This window comes from Alkalibacter rhizosphaerae, assembly GCF_017352215.1.
GTDB classification, from domain to species: domain Bacteria; phylum Bacillota; class Clostridia; order Eubacteriales; family Alkalibacteraceae; genus Alkalibacter; species Alkalibacter rhizosphaerae.
On the sequence record NZ_CP071444.1, the window covers coordinates 1,091,984 to 1,109,409 of the forward strand.

Here is a 17,426-nt window from a genome sequence, read left to right on the forward strand (position 1 = left end):
ATCTTACGGAACAAAGTATCTGTCCCCTTGTCTTTGTCCTTACTCATTAAGATTAATTTCCTTACGAAGTATTCGGACAATACGATCGTAAACAACTTCCGATACCATCACCTTTGTTCCGCCCTGTGTATCAAAAAACGGTAAAATCGGGGTTCCCCCGGTTGTATTCACAAACTGAACCACGACCGTATCAATGTCCTTGTGGTAACGAGCAAAACTTTGGTATCCTAGTACCCAGCCGGTATGTCCATAAACATAAATAGAAGAGTAAACAGCCTGTTCATTATCGTTCAGTAATGATCCATCGTTTAATGCTCTCAAGAATATACCCACATCCTCAGCTGTAGCTACCATTCCAGCATCAATTTGCTTAAAATCTGACTCAACTCCTACGTAGTAGCCGCTCATAACATCATCTAAATTCACATTACGAATCGAACCGAAGGTATTCTCTAATCCTAACGGAGATAAAATCTCCTCCTTGATGTATTGGAAATTGCTGTAACCCAACACCTTCTCAATGATTTCAGATATCAGTAAATAGTTTGTATTTGAATAGCTATATTTTTCATCTGGTTTAAAGTCTGCAGGCATATCCAATACCAAGGCAAGTGCTTCAATATTTGTTTCTGGTGGGCTATCCCAACGGTAACCAGGCTGGTCGGTTATATTGGGAATGCCACTTCGATGCTGGACCATCATTCTGAGGGTTATCTGATCTGCATATTCAATTCTTTCCGCTAGCTCTGGCAAGTAGTCTGCAAGGGTTTTGTCCAAATATAAACGTTCGTCATTGACCAGTTTGGTAACAGCAACAGCATCGTATAACTTGCCGATACTGCCAATCTTGAAGAATGATTGAGGATCGGCCGGTATTTGATTGTCTCGATCTTTCCAGCCTGCAGTATAAAACGCTGGTGGCTGGCCTGCTTCATCAACATACACAATTATTCCATCTAATCCACTACTTATTGCGTCATCGACCTGTTCTTGGACAGTGTCAGGTAATGGTGTTATCCAAGCACATATTCCGTCCCACGGTGGGAAAACAACAAGACAGATTATCCCTATCATAGGCATAATTATTCTAAATATTTGAACGATTCGATTCTTTTTTTTCATAACCTATTCCTTTCTAAACAGACCCTAGGCTAAACAATTCCTTAAAAATCCTGCATTGAAGCAATCACTCGCATCATAGTATCAGATATTTCCAGCCTCAAACCGTGATACCTTCGTCAGAATTCTAAAAAATAGTTGCTTTCTTCCATATTTTTCCTAACCTCTTTCATAATCAAGGGCGATATAAACATTGCTTTGCTAATGAATTATATGACTTTGCGAAATAAATAGTTTTCAGCTGTTAGCTTATACTTAGGTCCTTTCATCTTCTCTTTAACTTTTACTAAATCAACATTTTTACTTCTTGGTAATACAAAATAATCATCCAGATTGGTATCGATGACTCTATTATTCTTACCGATGACTCCAATGAATTCAAAATCATCGTCAAATCTAGATAAAGTGGCATCTCCATGACTATCATTGCACAACAGAATGCCACTCGCTTTCAAATATTTTTTCGTTGCTTGTCCAACAAAACCTGCATATTGAGAAATGATCAAATCAACAGATTCAATATCCAATTCTCCTGTATAGTCTTGACCCATGAAAACTATGTCACAAGGTTCCTCATACTCTTTTTTATCAGCAATATATTTTTTTATCATTTCCATGTTCTTAAAGAAACTAATCGCTCCTTTGAAGTTATCAATATAAATTACCTTAGGTATAACCAAAGATGGTGCAATATCAATGTGGCTTCCTGGATACAGAGCACTTGCTACACCATACCTCTTAGCAACTACTCTGTAGAGTTCTGTTCTATTACCTATCTTGTCTCGATATTCATAATATTCCTCGATGGTATTTCTACTTTTCAATACACAACACCTCTCAATACTTTGTGGCTAACAGCTATTATGAGCGTATACAGGTATTGGAATAATTCACTATTGATCTTACTAAATTTATCATTCTGATGTAAGGCAAGGAACTCAACTATAAGATTTTCTTGAATGAAAGAAAATCTTCTTTTTCATTTACGTCCAATTACTTCTTCTTTTCCTTCCTTCCGTCTAGTCCAGCACCTACTGCAACTCCGATTGCTATTCCAATTGCCAGATTATCAAATGCTGCTCCAAGTGCAACTCCAAGTGCAAGTCCTATTGCTAAATATGATACACCACCGTTTTTGTTTTCTTTGGTACTCAATACAATAACCTCCTTTTCACACTATACAATACTATTGTACAATATCACTCCAGAAAATTGAACTACCCCCGCTTAACCAAAGGTTTGAAGCGGGAGTAGTTCAAATTGCATGCATATACTCCTGTTTGCTAACGGTTGAACCCAAAAACCAAAGAAGCCCATGAAAACAAGGTAAATACGCCACTTCCAAGGGCGATTGCTTCTATTTTACTTCCAGCATTCTATAACTCAAAGGATATTTCAAATACCACCTGATGCTCAAGATAATAATCTCTGATTCATAATGCTTCCATTTCAAGAAATTCTTGAAGACGAATATAAGATCAAAATCTCAAACACCCACGCTCCTTTCTTGCCGTTAGTTTAGTAGAATCACCTTAAGTGTCTGCACCAACTATGCAAGATAACTGATCACTTAAAAGGCAAGTTGATCAACTTCGGCGCACAGTTTGTTTTTATTTATTTTTTCCTTGATTTCTTATGATTTCCTGGGTCGCATGCCAGCCTGTTAGCATTGCAATAGGAACCCCCGCTGGAGCATAGGCCCATTGGCCCGCTTGAAATACATTTGGGATAGGAGTTTGAGCCGATTTCGGCATATCTTTCAGTTCGTTGAAAACAGGTGATTTTGTTTCAAAGGACCAGCCTACTATAGCTCCGCCAGTGCTTCCAACCGTCTTGCGAATTGTCAAGGGCGTCGTTGAAAATTTAAATAGAATATCCTTTTCGAAATCCTGGTAGAAGGATTTCGAGAATATTTTTATGATTTGATTCTCCATTTCGTTTTTAAACTCATCTATCCAACCAGCCCCATTGATTTTATCGACAACATCATAATCAAAAAGACAACTGATCATTATTCCCGTCTTTCCATCTGGGGCAAGGGTAGAATCTCTAAGAGCCGGTATCGAAACTTCGAAAGTATTTAAATTACAAAAATCATTTAACCAAGCAAATACTTCTTCCTTGGATTTCTTTTCAAAATCCTCTATAAGTTCTTCCTTTGTTTCTCGATTTGTCTTTCCCAAGCCTTTTCGTGATGGAGTATAGAACGCATGCTCCCCTCCTTTTTCTCTGAAGTATGAAAGAGGGCGATCTACTGCAAGATACAGGATAAAGCTGGATTCAGCAGGCTTGGAAGAAAAAATCATCTCGCTTTGAGCAGCTATCTTTTTAGTAACATTCTCGTCTAATCCTATTGTATTGAGTCCCTTATACAACGTTTTCAAGTCTGCCGCCCATATAAGATGATCATATTCATAGATATTCCCATCTGAATCGGTAACTTTCGATTTTGATGGAATAACTTCTTTTATAGTCGTATTAAGTTTGAATTTTCCGCCGCCTTCTAAAATCTTCTCATGTAAAAGTTTTGGCAAAACACCCGTTCCGCCTTTTGGATAAAAGTAATCAAGCCAAACGTGAAAATATCCCAGTGCAAAATAAGTGGGTGTTTTTCTAAAGAAAAACTGAGTCAGTATGTCTTTTAGGGACTCGTTGTCCGTTAGATCCCCGAGAAATTCTTCCATTGGCATATTAAACTGCTTGAATTTTCTTAAAGTATAAAGCAACTTGAATGTCCAAGGTAGTAATTTTGTAAGAACAAATTTCTTATCACTCATGTAATCCACAAAATAAGGATTATCGAATGCATACAACGTTTTTGTATATTCCGAAAGCTTTTGAATGCTCTTACCTATCTTCTCTATATCGTCAGCATCCTCAGGATATAAATTGATTAATGTCTGCTTGTAATCATTAAGTGAATCCATAGAATCAACTCGAAACATCTGGTCTTCTATTGCTAATGAAATTACATTTTCCATGGTTTCCCACTCAATGCCTAGATCTTTCAAAATAGGTTTCACCATTCCGGAATTCACAAAAGCTCTTGGTCCAGTATCAAAGGAAAACCCTTCCCGCGAAAATGTATGTACTAATCCTCCCGTTCTATCATTTTTTTCTAACAATAAAACATCATAATTTTCTTTACATAGATAGGCGCTAGCAGTCAAGCCTCCCATTCCAGCTCCAACGATTACAACTTTGCCTTTTTTGTTATTCACCTTAATCCTCCTAATTCGAGACTCAATAGCCACAATTTTTCTGCTTCTGCCCGGTCCAATGCAGGCGGTGCAGGTTCTTCTTCCGTTGTAAGATTAAAAAACCTACCGCTTATATTCTCGACCTTCTTGGAAACACCCAGAAAGTACAATGATTCGGAAGAATTGTCTATGGATCTTGCATTTACATCAATAATTGCTTTTTTAAATAATTTGTAAAGCTTACCATTACTTTTACCACTATTGGTTTTCACATTCCCCGGATGCATCGCATTTATCGTTACTCCGGTCCCAGAAAAATACTCATCGAATTTTATCATTGACAGTAGTTGTGCCAATTTTGCCGCACCATAGCTTTTTAGTCCTGAGTATGAATGTTTATCATATCCAAGGTCATCCAAGTGAAGACCCCAAACGGCAAAACGATGAGCCTCGGAATTTACGAATATGATGCGCCCCCGTTTTTGTTTGATAAATTTTTCCTTAATATAGTAATTGATGATAAATGTACTCAAATAATTCGTTTGAAAAACCTGTTCGAGATGATCTTCCGTATAAGTTTTTTTTGTAAGATGGACACCCGCATTATGAATGAAAACATCTATGTCTCTCTCCAGTGCCGCCAGTTTTTTCCCTACTCTATGACTATCGTCTAATCTTGAAAAATCAGCGATCATATAGGAACAAATGGCACCGTAATGGCTCTTAAGCATTTCGCACAGTTTTTTTGATTTTTCCTCATTTCTGTTGATACATAAAATATCAGCGCCATGAGAAGCATATTTTTTTGCAGCGTCATAACCTATACCGGAAGTTGCTCCAGTAATGACCACCAAACGATTCTTAAAATCATCCGTACAAATTTCAGGGTCTAATTTTTGATTATGCAGCATTTTAAAAATATTTGACCATTTATATTGTTTAAAATATTTATTCATACAACCTCCATTAACGAAAAATGTCTTGAGCAACGAGAAGTTTCCACAGTTTTTTCAGCGGATCATCAATGACTTCACGTGGATTCCAATACAATAGAATTTTTTGTTTTAGAATATCAAAGTGAGATTAATAACGCAAGAATCGGGGAGCGAATCACTATTTTGTTTATAGGAATATCGATAGTAAGAGCGCTGCAAAAAACACGGCAACAAAGAAAATAATCATAATGCACAGTGATTTTGAATAGCCTTTCGGCGTAATTTGGCTGTTTTTATCCATTTCCCTGATTATGGGAAACAATCTCCAAAAAAACGATAATATAGAGACGATCAAAGCGACCACTGTCCACAGCTTTGTGGCTTCTCCACCCGTAAACAAAATCACTATTAAAAGCGCAAGAAAAATCAACTTGGTACCAGCCACCCAATTTACCAGATATCGAACAAATCTATGCATTTCAGGGTCCGCCTTAGATTTTTCCCATGCATTAAAGACTCCTACTCCGTTTGCTCTTTGTGAACCTGGAAAAAAATATAACGTTATAACATTTGATACCTCAAGCACAGTGAACAGAAAAATCGCGATCATCAATATAGGCATGTTTTCAACCTCACTACAAATTTATTATTTGCTTCATCTTTGTCACTTCATCAATAGATGTTTTTTCACTTTATATTGCACCTATTTGAAAACATTCTCAGGCATTCTTCGCCCTCAATTCGCTGTTGTTGAACTACCCCCGCTTAACCAAAGGTTTGAAGCGGGAGATTCCGATTCATGAAACCGGACATTCCTGTTCGCAAAGAGTTTGGGATTTAAGTTTCCCCCTGTCAGCCAGGGTCCCCTTATCCGATGGATCTTGATCGCTCAGGCAACCGTGATCCTTGCAGGGTGGTTCAAGCACCCATTATCCCTCCACCCGGCAACGGGCATGGGGACTACATGTTTGTCATAGATCCTCAAGATGTTTAAGGATCCGTTGATGTCGCTGTTTACCAGTTGTTGATCCTGAGTCTGGAACAGTCCTCTTTGGATACGCCGGCTCTTGTTGTAGGAACCCTTTTCTACAGGCTCCAGGTCGTAGGCACTGACTCCGGAAGTATAGGCTTCCTTTACCAGTACCACTTCCATCCCCACCAGGGCTGCCTTGTACTTGATCATCTCCACCAGTCGCTGGACGGGGATCTGGACAAACCCCTTGATGGGAGAGTGTTGCTTGATTCCTTTGAGATCTCCCAGAACGATGGTATGGCAACCATGACTCACAGCCAGATCCACCACCTTGCGGCTCACCTTGTGGAGGGCATCCTGGAGGTAGTTGTGCCGTTTCTGGTACAAGCGGCGGATCCTCTTGGTGGTCTGGTAATTGGCGGCACCTGTTTGCTTCATCTCCAGGCCGGTAAACCGTCGGATCTGCTGGTTGTAATAAGCGTTCTTTGCTTTCAAGGTCTTCCCGTTTATTAGGACTTGTTCCATGCTGCGCTGGAAGGTGATGGCGCACAGATTGTCCAGACCCAGGTCGATGCTCATCACATTGTTCCAGGATTCTGGCAGGACCTTTTCTTCCACCTTGTAGATGAAGCGAAGCACCCATCTTCTTTGCATCTTGTCCCAGGAAAAACATGCTTGCTGCATTTTATTGCCACCCAACTGCTGCAACACCCATGGTGGGAGTGTCACATCGAGACTTGGTAGACAGTGGGTTTTCTGCATAGCTTTGGACAGGGACAGTTTCAACACCCTTCCTTTCAGGCGGAGGGCAAAGTTGGTGAAGAGGACTTGGTTCTTGAAAGTTCCGCCCTTGTATCTTGGGGGATGGGGGGGACCCAGGTACTTGTGTGGGTTCTTGTTGTGATCCTCCCTGCTTCGAAAGCCAGTCCTGGTCTAAGAGCTTGAGGCACTGCTGGTAGGTATGGGAATGAAGATGATCCCGATGCCAGTTATCTTGCAGCTGCCTTTCCAGCTCCACGTAAGAGATCCACCCTTCCTCCCGACACTGGTAGTTGGCAATGTTGTAGAGTTTGGTGGTGTGGAAGGACAGTTCCTCCACGATTTGGAGCTGTGTGGTTGTTAATTTTGGGTAGTATTTCAAGGCAAGACGCATGAGGAACCTCCTGTTCGAAAGGGAACGTATGTTCTAATTATGCTTCTCCAATAGCAGGATGTCCACTACTTAGAATGATATTTACAGATTATTTATAGTATGCAAAAACCAGGCAATTCATCACCCGGTTATAGAACGGGGTGTATTCTTGCCTAAGTTGATAAATTAATTCTATCAAATATTTCAAGAATTGAATATGTGGATTTTCTGTTCAGATATTTTTGCAAAGGAACCAACGTATTGAGGGGGCTAAGTTTGTATGGTTTATGCCCCCTGTTATTTTCAACTTTCTTGATATGCATTATCGCAACAAACTCAAATATTGTGAAAGCCTATCTTTCACGTATTCTCCAATCATATTCACCATCGGAGATGCATCGTTATCCCGATAATAGCTATCAAAACAAGAGTAATATTTTCTTCGATCAGCAAACTTCACATCGATAGGCGGATATCCCGCCTGCATGAGCATGAGATTCAATATTAACCGGCCAGCACGCCCATTCCCGTCAACAAAAGGATGAATTCCCTCAAAAATCAGATGGAATAAAGCTGCAGTATGTATGATATGCCGGTTTTCACTGGATAACTCCGCGATCAACCGCTCCATTTGAACTGGAACAAGATATGGTTGCGGAGGTTCATGGTGCGCACCCATAATCTTCACCGGTATTCTCCTATAGACACCCTTATCTTCTGGTCTGTCAATCAAAACAAGTGCGTGAATTTCACGTAATATCCGTTCCGAAATAGGAACATTTCCACTGACAAGGGTAACAACATAACGAAATGCGTCGCGATGCCCCACTGCTTCAAGATGGTCTTTAAGCGGTTTTTGATCAATTGTCACACCCTCCAAGGCTAGTGCCGTTTCCCGAAGTGTAAGGGTATTACCCTCAATGGCGTTTGAGTTGTATGTAAATTCCACTAAGAATTCGTCCTGCAAACGCTTTAATTCTCCGCTTGTCAATGGACGTCGTCGGTCTATTTCTGCCTTCATCTCATCGATAGTCTCAAAGAGTGCGGCGTATTGTTTTGGAATCTCCTTGCCGCGGAGACTGCGTCCATCGATTGGCTTTAATGAATCCTCCGGAATGAGGTAGGATCGTCCGTCTCTGATAACCCCCTTAATCCGCCCCTCCTTACAAAGTACACGAACACGGCGATCGGATAGTCCCCATCGCTCCGCAGCCTGTTTTACTGTAATATATTCCACATTTTTCACCTCCGTTACTCTTTCAGTATACTGCGCATTCGGAATAATATCAACTTATAATCTAACATTTACAATCGTATCATTCCTTTTAATCGAGGAGATTTTTACTAGTGAATTGAACCGCAGAGGAAAAGCGATACTCTGTTTTGAGGTTCTGGTGCAAAAACTTCAAATACACAGAAGTCAGTCATTATTGGATGGGACAGCAAAGATGAAATCAAATTTTCATCCGCTTTACTGTATTGCTTAATTTCCATTCATTTCACCGTCTATTTTATCCTTTTCCTGAAATCAGCAAGCAAGAAAACGGCATCAAACATTTCATCCGAACACAAGTCGAAAACTATGGGAAAATATTTCAGTTTTCCCATTTGTTGCACGCCCGATATCATTCGCTTCACCTCATTGTCAAGAGGAAGACTTAATACATCTACACGGGCTTTTTCGGGAACATAGATAGTCACCTTGAAAAAACTGTTCCAAATCGATAACCAAAAAACAGTTGTTTCATTTTGACCGCCTCGAACGCCTGTCCACTTATAAATTCCCTTTGCCAGCCACGCCTTACCGTCGATGTAGTAACGCCATTCCAACTGAATATCGTGGCATGCAAGTTCGTTGATAAACTTTATATAGGCGTTGTTCGATTCACCAAGTGCCTTTGAAATAACGTCACTCGACGGTTGAATATCAGGGTTTCTGAGCATTTGTTCCTTAGTTGATCTTATAACTTCAGTTTCCGATTTTTTATTATCCATTTCCCACCGATATTTTTTGTTTATAACAAGCGTATCAATATTACAATTTAGACATAGTCCGTTATGGCAGCAAATAGTCCCTCCACACCCTGTACAACGCCATTTATCACGTTCCTTCTTCAAGAATTCTTCCATGCCAAATTCCTTGATGTCGTTGAGGTTTTCTATCATGCTCATATGGTATTTTGTACGGTAGCGCTTATCCAATGCCTTCAATCTCTTACAAGGGAATATTTCGCATTCAAAACAAAAACGAACGCTTCCTTTTGCCAACAATTCACACGCATCTCTCATATGCGTGCAGTTTTCTCCCCGCGGAATGCATCCCGGGCAATATTTTTTATGAAACCCTCGTTTGTTGAAATCATTTTCTTTAAACTGATAAGCGATACATAAAGCGCAGTTCATCCCGCAAGGGGCGATCAATTTTTCATCCATAGATACACCTCTTCATTTAACACACATATATCCTGTTCTTTCAATCTCAGAAACACCTGAATTCAATGGATTATATTCTTTTGCCTGAATGGTTTCTCAAAAATTTCTCAGCGTTTTTTGCCACCGATTTTCGTCGACAACCTAGCTGTTCTTCTGCGAATTTAATCATCGCAGCTTGATTCCCCGAGCAATCAAAATAATGTTCAAAACATTCCAGCACCTTCCCACGCACTATGTAATTGCACTCGGGAGAAGGTTCGCCTTTATTAATATAAATAATATTTGGTACTTCTAGTAATCTCCTGGTGATATCACTTTCCAGTTCAGGCTTGGCAAGTACAATTTTCCATGCATTGCCAACAACATTAGCTGCCGTAATCATCTGTGGATCATGAATCAATGCAAAGTAGTCCTGGTAGATTGTCCTAAACTTATCTTCATAGTCTACCGCTGCGAGATTAGACAGAGTTAGGATTCCGTCCCATTTGATGAAACTGTTATTGTGATGGGTCCACTTGACAATATCTTCAAAGTAGGGGTAGATGAGTTCCGGCCTTTGCTCACTCACCCTACGAATGATTTTTGAACACGTATATTTGATACTTGATGATTCTGTTACGACAATCTCAAAAAAGGAAATTAAGATTGTTGTATTTTCAATTGCTTCAACGATTAACAGATTCAAGTCCGGTTTTGCTTTTAAACGATTTATTAGTATTTCTTTATCCAAAATACTCCCACCTTTCAAATTATTTGTTCAAGCTCATACCATCAAATTTACTGTAGAGTTTAAGTCTGGCTTGACGGTAGATGTTAGTGAATAGGCTTGAAAATGAACGAGGCGCTCTACAGGGTTCCGGTGCAAAAATTTCAACTGCACAGAACTCAACCCTTATTTCTTGAATCCTTATGCCCCTATCCCAAGCACTTCATTTATCACGCTCACTTCAGAGTGGACACATTGAATTCCTTCAACCTGTCCTTTTCGAATCATGTGCATTATTTCAATTCCACAAATGGTCTTCAATGCACTTTCATAACTATGAAAACCAAGCATCGGATTGATCTTCTTTTTTATGAACCGATGATCCTGCTCTATAATATTATTCAAATATTTTGTCATCCGGTATTGCGTTTTACAACTCAAACTTCCATAATAGATCTCTTCAAGAATAGCGATTTCTGTCGCTCCATATTTGTCCGTTGTAATGACTCTTCGCTGCTGATTGTGAGGAGCTTTTACCGATTTCTTGAAGAACTTTCTTGCGGCATTCTTGTCACGATTCTCTGAAACATAGAAGTCTACCGTGTTCCCATCCGAATCCACGGCCCGGTACAGATATGCATTCTTTCCCTTAATCTTCAAATATGTTTCGTCCATTCGCCAGGAATCTTTTGTTTTCTTGACTCTATTGCGGATTCTTTCATCAAGGATTGGGGAATATTGATGGACCCATCTCATGATTGTGGTATGAGTTACTTTCAAACCTCTTTCCGCCATCATTTCTACCAGCATCCTATAACTCAGAGGATATTCCAGATACCACCTGATACATAAGACAATAATCCCTGATTCATAATGCTTCCATTTAAAAAGATTTTCCGTCATTTTTCGCCCTCGATTCATCCTTAATACTTGGATTTTATCAAAGATCGAGAAAGTTGGAAAAGGGATTGATGTTTTTTGCACTAGAACCGAAACACTGATACCACAACGTTTCCAAGGATTCTATACACCTATTTTCTCGCCAGCAGAGCAACAGTCTCAACATGGGTCATCACATTAGTTTTATACAATATAGCAAAACGTATTGAAGGGGGTAAGTTGGTTTGGTTTACCCCCCTTTTTTAAATTGCTTGGGGGAGTGTAAAATAAATTGTGCTTTTAGCTAATCCAACTATAATAACATTAAGGAGTTGTTGGAAATGGCTAAGAGCAAAAATCCAAGAATTATGTCCCAGGATCAAGTAAGGCAGTTTATCAAAGAAAACGAGATTCAATCCGTGGAGGATATCCAAAACGTCCTCAAAGACATGTTTGCAGAAACGCTGCAAGGCATGCTGGAAGGGGAAATGGATACTCATCTCGGGTACCAGAAACACGAAGATGCCAAAAAAGAAACTGCAAATCGTCGAAATGGACATAGTTCCAAATCAGTCCGCAGCGATTATGGCGAAGTGAGTCTGGACATTCCACGGGATCGAGAGAGTGAATTCGAACCTGTAATCGTCAAGAAAGGCCAAAGAAACGTGACCGGCATCGAAGATCAAGTCATAGCCTTGTACGCCAAAGGGGTCAGCACAAGAGACATTCAAGCTCATTTGGAGCAGCTCTATGGGATTGAGGTTTCCCCTACCTTGATATCCAACATTACAAACAAAATTATGCCTACCATAAAGGAATGGCAAAACCGCCCTCTTATGAGGACTTATGCCATGGTTTTCTTGGATGCCATTCATTATAAAGTCAAACAAGATGGTATGATTGTCAATAAAGCGGCCTATATGGTCATCGGCATCGACATGGATGGACAGAAGGATGTCCTGGGCATGTGGATTGGCGAAAACGAAACCTCCAAGTTCTGGCTGGTAGTACTCAACGAACTGAAAAACCGGGGTGTGGAGGATATTCTTATTGTCAGCGTCGATAATCTAAAAGGTTTTAACGAAGCAATCGCTGCCTGCTATCCGCAAGCAGAAATCCAAAAATGCATCGTTCACCAGATTCGCAACAGTGTTCGATACGTCAACTATAAGGATCTACGAAAAGTTACAGCTGATTTAAAACCAATCTATCAAGCACCCAGTGAGGAAGCAGGATTGGAGGCACTCAATGAATTTGAAGCCATTTGGGGGAGCAAATACCCTCTTATTGTGAGTTCCTGGCGAAATAACTGGGCGGAACTGGCAACCTTCTTTAAATACCCGCCACAGATCAGAAAGATCATCTATACTACAAATATCATAGAAAGCTACCATCGTCAATTACGTAAAGTGACCAAAGGGAAAGCTATCTTTCCCACAGATGATGCCTTGATGAAAATGCTGTATTTAGTAACGCAGGATGTCATGAAAAAATGGACTGGACGAGTGCACAACTGGGGGCAAATCCTCCTGCAGCTGTCCGTATTCTTTCCGGAACGGGTCAAAAGTTATCTGCCGTAAAAGGGATCACTAGCTAAAAGCACAAAATTATTGACAGACCCCCCTGATGAATTTTGTTATTACACGTTTGCGATTGTTCAACATCTCACTTATTTCTTCGAATTTTAAATAACAATTAGACTAGCGGCATGGAACATAACCATCCCCTACTCCATGTCTGTTTCTGTCCTCAAGACTTTCTGGAAAGTTAATTGTTTTTTCAGATTTATTTCCTTTCTTCTTTTTCTTCCTTTGGATCGGTTACGTGCACTAAATCAAAATGGAACAGTTGATCACTTTCAAAATGTATTTTGATTTCTTGGCTATATTTTGTTCCTATGATATCAAAGTAAATTAATCTAAAAACAAAATACTTTTCACTTGATTTTAGACTGTTCAACAAAACAATGCACATAACTGCAGCATTTTCTCTTGAAACAACCGGAAAACTTAGCATGTTGCTTTCGAGTTGTGTCCCATTCTTATCTAGAACTATTAATTCACATGTTACATTTACTGCATTTCCAACCCCACCATTTATAAGGTGAACATACGTAGTTACTTGGCCTTGAATTCCGAGACTCTTCCCAACTTTCACCTCTTGTCTAACAACACTTGGATATTGGTTGCTAAATTTTGTTGGATTAATTATATTGTTCACTAATAAATATGGCTTTACACTGTTTTTGTTATTCTGCCTAACAACTAAACCGTTATGCTCTATCGTAACTCTTACACCAAACAAAGTAAGCGCACCTGCAATAACGCTTCCATAAAATCCTATCCAGGCAACCTGCGATCCTGCTAAAATACTTTGTGTCCACGGGAAATTAGTAGAAACAATAAAGCTTGTAATTAGTCCTATGGACAGTAGTCCTATAATCACAATGAAAAGTCCTATAATAGGAATTTTTATTGCTATTTCAACAATCTTATCCATCCAGCTATCAACTTTTTTGCCTAAATTCTTCATAAGATGCGCCCCCGTCTTGCCTTTATATTGTTATTCTTCAAGTTATATAAAAGGTTATATAAAAATCAAATCATGCTCATTCAAATATTCTTCAAACTCTTTCATCACTTCTTCAGGGCACCTTCTCTTATATGCCAATTATCAATCTACATGATGAAAAATGGACTATCCAAAAAAAATTGGTTTTAACTTCAAATAATTCGGTCCCTTCAATCATATAATCTAGCTTAAACCGTCAAAATTCTAATGTCCCCCGAGATTGCTCTAATATTTCTTATAAACACTCATATGCTCTACAACCCCATTTTATTTTTTTATAATCTGAAGTATAAAACTTGCATACATGGCAAGTAGCAAAATTTCCAGCTATGTACATTCTGATCAGTTTTTTATCTTTATCCCAGCAAGTAGTGCAAAACGGACCATCTAAGATCCCATGAGACTTTTCAATATAATAGCAATGTCCTTTTAAAATCAGATTATCATTGGTTATATTTACTTCTTTAAGATTTCTTATTTTGTCTTTTAAATTTCTATTTTCTTCTAACAAGTCCAAGGTTTCCTTTTGTATATCGAGAATCATTCTATACAATTCAATATTATCAGCCTTTTGAGCAATATTAACCGCATCCTTTATAACATCATATATTCCCATTCGGATCACTCTTCCCTATCTTATTTTTTTAAATAAATCGCTCTCAACTATTTTCGCTTCAGGATTATATTCTTCAATCAACGTTTCTGTAATCAATCTATTCCCTTCACTAACTTTGGGACTTAATGTAATCTCCATATTTTTAAATTTGAGTGGATCAATTTGTAGAAAATAAAAATTGAAAGGCAAATCTTTTCCTTCTAATAATTTCATAAACAAATTAGTTGATACGGCATTCCCTTTCGCAATCATTTCGTAAAATCCAAATGGGTAAACCCAAAATATATATCTCCATTCTCTTTGGAAATTCCAATAGTGATTTTTAAATAAGCCAAGTTGACCCATCTCCACATTAAATCGCTTCGTAACTTCATCAATATGAATTATTTTTGGACACAGTTCATCGAGGTTATCCGTGTATTGAACTTGTTTAAGTAAGTCTTTTTTCATGTACGGAAGAATGGTGTAATCTGTTTTACACATTTCCTCAGGTAATAAAATAACCTTTCCAATATCTTCAACAGTTATATTTGTATTACTAATTTTTCTAAATATTTCTTGATTAAATTCATATTCTTGAAAGGGATCCTTTGGGAGTCTGATTCTAACCCCTTCACTAATATTTGTATACATATTCCACATTGGAATACTTTCTGTTGCATCATCTGTCCAAGAACTTACAAAGCAATACTTACTTAAATGCTGCTGTTCATCCTTGATCATCTGTTCTTCCGCATCATCTAGAACGGTTAACGGATTAAATTTAATATTTCGATTTTTTAGAATCAAAGCTAATGAACTCACGTTGGTATAATGATATAGATATTCCTGCTTATCCTCACTCAAAATCTTTCCACCTTTCCCAAATCTTTATAGATAATATTTTATCACATATTTTGGAAATAAAAAAAGAACCATTTAAGATGCTTTTTAGGAATTAATCGATGTGGATGGGCTATACATCTAAATTGAGTTCGCTAATGTATTTTAATCCAAAATCAAAATACAATCTACTTTTTTTGTGGAAATATGCTCTCTTCCAATTTTGTACTTAAATGATCTTTATGATTAGATACCAAACTCGGTCTTTTGTTTCGCTAAATAGTTAAAATAGGGGTCCCCCCCCTAAATGCCAATAATTTTCCAATACAGCGTATATAAGTACTCATAATTAGCAAAATTACTTTTACTCAAAAAAGAGCAAAACCCCAGAGACACTGATATATCAACGTTTCCGGGGCATTAGTCTTTCTATTTATTTGTGAGCATGTTACTTTCTCTACGTATTCTACAATATGCATCTTTAAATTTAAAATGAACTGAGAGTTAAATAAACTGTTTAACAATCGACTTCAGTATTATACAATCTTTTCACTACATTGTTGCAGGTCCGTCATCATACCATATTTCAGAACGTCTACCCTTTTTGTTGCTTTCATCCATTCCTGAACTATCTTAACACCTTCTGCAGCATTTGAGGTGAAGGCATCCGCCCCAACCAACTCACAGACATCTTTCGTTACCTGATTGCCTCCAACAATAATTTTAACAGAATCCCTTACACCGGCTACTCTTAAAGCATCGACAGTGTCTTTCATAGATTTCAATGAGGAAGTCAACACTCCACTCATTCCTATGATATCGGGATTTAATTTCTTCACTATATCCACAAATGCCTGCAATGGTTGATCGATTCCCATATCATACACTTCGAATCCAGCAGCTTCTACCATACTTATAAAAATATTCTTTCCTATATCGTGAAGGTCACCATGCACTGTTCCCACTACAATGGTTCCGAATTTTAGTGACACTTTTGATTCCATTACCGACTTTAACATCTCCATAGCATCCGTTAATAGTTCTCCTGCAAAAATCAAATCACCGACAAAATACTCTCCACGTTCGAACATATCACCTATTACTTCCATACCATCTTGGCATGCAGCGACTGCTTTTTCAGCCTCCTCCTCAGATGGATTGGTTTCCGTGAAATCACGCAAAATTTTCATTACAAGATCTTCTTCTAACTTTCCTATTGCTCTTTTTAACGCGAATAAATCAATCATTTAATGTTCCTCCCAAAATACTCCGATACTAAAATCTTACCTATGATACTGTGGAAATACAGAATAAACTCGCAAGTAAAAAACTACTGCCATTTCCGACTGTAAAAGTATACCAATACAAGAGTGAATCCCCCTGTATTGGTATTTTAGAAATCAAACTCTGAAACTGATAGATCAAGATTATCAACTTCTAAACCGCTTCTTTATTCAAACTTTCCTGCTTAGTTTTAATACTGGCTACTGCCTTATCTCCTGCCCCGATAATAACAAGTACTACTGTCAGTAATGTCAACACACCGCCTGTGATCATAAATGTATTATATGTACCTGTTGCATCAAATATAAAGCCGGCTATAGGTGCTCCAATCATAGCGCCTACACTCTGTGCTGCAGACGTAAAACCAACAAGACTGGCCGCCTCTTTCCGACCAAATAGCTTCGGTAGGGTGATAGCTCCCATCATGCTATTGAAGGTCTTAAAGGACATAAGTGCAGCTATTATAACCCCTCCTACAAAACCATACAACATAGTCGAAGCAAAGAATATTCCGGCTACAATGAGGCCATATATCGTTGTCGCCTTGATATATCCTATCTTGTCCATCAACACCCCGTACAAAGGTGCAACTACAAAATTCACACCACTCATTAAAGAGATCAGAAATGCTGCTTGAATCGCATCAATTCCTTTATCTTGATAAAAAGCAGAAGCATTGTTGTTGAATCCAGTACTTGCAGTATTGATAAGCACCAAAGCAATCACAATCATCCAGAACTGTGGCATCCCAATGAT

Annotated in this window: 18 protein-coding genes; 1 reads left to right on the forward strand and 17 read right to left on the reverse strand. The window is 38.6% G+C overall.

Annotation, left to right across the window (positions count from 1 at the left end; translation table 11 throughout):
• Positions 1-39: 39 nt before the first annotated feature.
• The 12 genes from J0B03_RS05385 to J0B03_RS05440 form a co-directional block, all read right to left on the reverse strand.
• Entirely contained in the window at positions 40-1,122 is a 1,083-nt protein-coding gene (locus J0B03_RS05385; RefSeq protein WP_246798199.1) for a serine hydrolase domain-containing protein, read from the reverse strand.
• A gap of 206 nt (positions 1,123-1,328) precedes the next feature.
• The gene (locus J0B03_RS05390; protein WP_207300829.1) at positions 1,329-1,943 is read right to left on the reverse strand and encodes a hypothetical protein; all 615 of its coding nucleotides are present in this window, start codon (positions 1,941-1,943) and stop codon (positions 1,329-1,331) included.
• A 169-nt stretch (positions 1,944-2,112) separates the two neighbouring features.
• Positions 2,113-2,274, reverse strand: a complete 162-nt coding sequence (locus J0B03_RS05395) for a glycine zipper domain-containing protein (protein ID WP_207300830.1) — start codon at positions 2,272-2,274, stop codon at positions 2,113-2,115.
• A 455-nt stretch (positions 2,275-2,729) separates the two neighbouring features.
• Positions 2,730-4,340 carry a phytoene desaturase family protein gene (locus J0B03_RS05400; protein ID WP_207300831.1) on the reverse strand — a complete coding sequence of 537 codons (1,611 nt, stop codon included), beginning with the start codon at positions 4,338-4,340 and terminating at the stop codon, positions 2,730-2,732.
• Positions 4,337-5,275: an SDR family NAD(P)-dependent oxidoreductase gene (locus tag J0B03_RS05405; protein ID WP_207300832.1), complete on the reverse strand. Its 939-nt coding sequence runs from the start codon at positions 5,273-5,275 to the stop codon at positions 4,337-4,339. Before J0B03_RS05405 ends, J0B03_RS05400 begins: the two co-directional genes overlap by 4 nt.
• A gap of 166 nt (positions 5,276-5,441) precedes the next feature.
• Positions 5,442-5,876, reverse strand: coding sequence for a hypothetical protein (locus J0B03_RS05410; RefSeq protein ID WP_207300833.1), 435 nt, complete (start codon positions 5,874-5,876; stop codon positions 5,442-5,444).
• A 267-nt stretch (positions 5,877-6,143) separates the two neighbouring features.
• Positions 6,144-6,911, reverse strand: a complete 768-nt coding sequence (locus tag J0B03_RS05415) for an RNA-guided endonuclease InsQ/TnpB family protein (protein WP_207300834.1) — start codon at positions 6,909-6,911, stop codon at positions 6,144-6,146.
• A gap of 1 nt (position 6,912) precedes the next feature.
• A complete protein-coding gene (locus tag J0B03_RS05420; RefSeq protein WP_207300835.1) occupies positions 6,913-7,380 on the reverse strand; it encodes a hypothetical protein in 468 nt (155 codons plus the stop codon).
• 301 nt (positions 7,381-7,681) lie between these two features.
• A complete protein-coding gene (locus J0B03_RS05425; protein WP_207300836.1) occupies positions 7,682-8,596 on the reverse strand; it encodes a Fic family protein in 915 nt (304 codons plus the stop codon).
• Between the two features lie 269 nt (positions 8,597-8,865).
• Positions 8,866-9,792, reverse strand: coding sequence for a DUF3788 family protein (locus J0B03_RS05430; protein ID WP_207300837.1), 927 nt, complete (start codon positions 9,790-9,792; stop codon positions 8,866-8,868).
• A gap of 70 nt (positions 9,793-9,862) precedes the next feature.
• A complete protein-coding gene (locus J0B03_RS05435; protein ID WP_207300838.1) occupies positions 9,863-10,522 on the reverse strand; it encodes a hypothetical protein in 660 nt (219 codons plus the stop codon).
• Between the two features lie 177 nt (positions 10,523-10,699).
• Positions 10,700-11,401 (reverse strand): IS6 family transposase, encoded by a 702-nt coding sequence (locus J0B03_RS05440; RefSeq protein ID WP_207300839.1) that lies wholly within the window; start codon positions 11,399-11,401, stop codon positions 10,700-10,702.
• Between the two features lie 344 nt (positions 11,402-11,745).
• On the opposite strand from J0B03_RS05440, the gene J0B03_RS05445 reads away from it, so the two are divergent.
• Positions 11,746-12,957, forward strand: coding sequence for an IS256 family transposase (locus J0B03_RS05445; protein ID WP_207300985.1), 1,212 nt, complete (start codon positions 11,746-11,748; stop codon positions 12,955-12,957).
• Positions 12,958-13,162: 205 nt separating this feature from the next.
• On the opposite strand, the gene J0B03_RS05450 is transcribed toward J0B03_RS05445, so the two are convergent.
• From J0B03_RS05450 to J0B03_RS05470, 5 genes are all read right to left on the reverse strand, one after another.
• Positions 13,163-13,909: a hypothetical protein gene (locus J0B03_RS05450; RefSeq protein WP_207300840.1), complete on the reverse strand. Its 747-nt coding sequence runs from the start codon at positions 13,907-13,909 to the stop codon at positions 13,163-13,165.
• A 274-nt stretch (positions 13,910-14,183) separates the two neighbouring features.
• The gene (locus J0B03_RS05455; protein WP_207300841.1) at positions 14,184-14,564 is read right to left on the reverse strand and encodes a hypothetical protein; all 381 of its coding nucleotides are present in this window, start codon (positions 14,562-14,564) and stop codon (positions 14,184-14,186) included.
• Between the two features lie 15 nt (positions 14,565-14,579).
• A complete protein-coding gene (locus J0B03_RS05460) occupies positions 14,580-15,410 on the reverse strand; it encodes a DUF2971 domain-containing protein (RefSeq protein WP_207300842.1) in 831 nt (276 codons plus the stop codon).
• A gap of 512 nt (positions 15,411-15,922) precedes the next feature.
• Positions 15,923-16,633: a cobalamin B12-binding domain-containing protein gene (locus J0B03_RS05465; RefSeq protein WP_207300843.1), complete on the reverse strand. Its 711-nt coding sequence runs from the start codon at positions 16,631-16,633 to the stop codon at positions 15,923-15,925.
• 190 nt (positions 16,634-16,823) lie between these two features.
• Positions 16,824-17,402, reverse strand: coding sequence for an MFS transporter (locus J0B03_RS05470; RefSeq protein ID WP_207300844.1), 579 nt, complete (start codon positions 17,400-17,402; stop codon positions 16,824-16,826).
• Positions 17,403-17,426 lie beyond the last annotated feature (24 nt).

Coding starts and splice junctions, on each gene's coding strand:
- J0B03_RS05385 (WP_246798199.1), bottom strand. CDS start 1,122: ATGAAAAAAAAGAATCGAATCGTTCAAATATTTAGAATAATTATGCCT.
- J0B03_RS05405 (WP_207300832.1), bottom strand. CDS start 5,275: ATGAATAAATATTTTAAACAATATAAATGGTCAAATATTTTTAAAATG.
- J0B03_RS05410 (WP_207300833.1), bottom strand. CDS start 5,876: ATGCCTATATTGATGATCGCGATTTTTCTGTTCACTGTGCTTGAGGTA.
- J0B03_RS05415 (WP_207300834.1), bottom strand. CDS start 6,911: ATGCAGCAAGCATGTTTTTCCTGGGACAAGATGCAAAGAAGATGGGTG.
- J0B03_RS05420 (WP_207300835.1), bottom strand. CDS start 7,380: ATGCGTCTTGCCTTGAAATACTACCCAAAATTAACAACCACACAGCTC.
- J0B03_RS05430 (WP_207300837.1), bottom strand. CDS start 9,792: ATGGATGAAAAATTGATCGCCCCTTGCGGGATGAACTGCGCTTTATGT.
- J0B03_RS05440 (WP_207300839.1), bottom strand. CDS start 11,401: ATGACGGAAAATCTTTTTAAATGGAAGCATTATGAATCAGGGATTATT.
- J0B03_RS05445 (WP_207300985.1), top strand. CDS start 11,746: ATGTCCCAGGATCAAGTAAGGCAGTTTATCAAAGAAAACGAGATTCAA.
- J0B03_RS05450 (WP_207300840.1), bottom strand. CDS start 13,909: ATGAAGAATTTAGGCAAAAAAGTTGATAGCTGGATGGATAAGATTGTT.
- J0B03_RS05455 (WP_207300841.1), bottom strand. CDS start 14,564: ATGGGAATATATGATGTTATAAAGGATGCGGTTAATATTGCTCAAAAG.
- J0B03_RS05465 (WP_207300843.1), bottom strand. CDS start 16,633: ATGATTGATTTATTCGCGTTAAAAAGAGCAATAGGAAAGTTAGAAGAA.
- J0B03_RS05470 (WP_207300844.1), bottom strand. CDS start 17,402: ATGATTGTGATTGCTTTGGTGCTTATCAATACTGCAAGTACTGGATTC.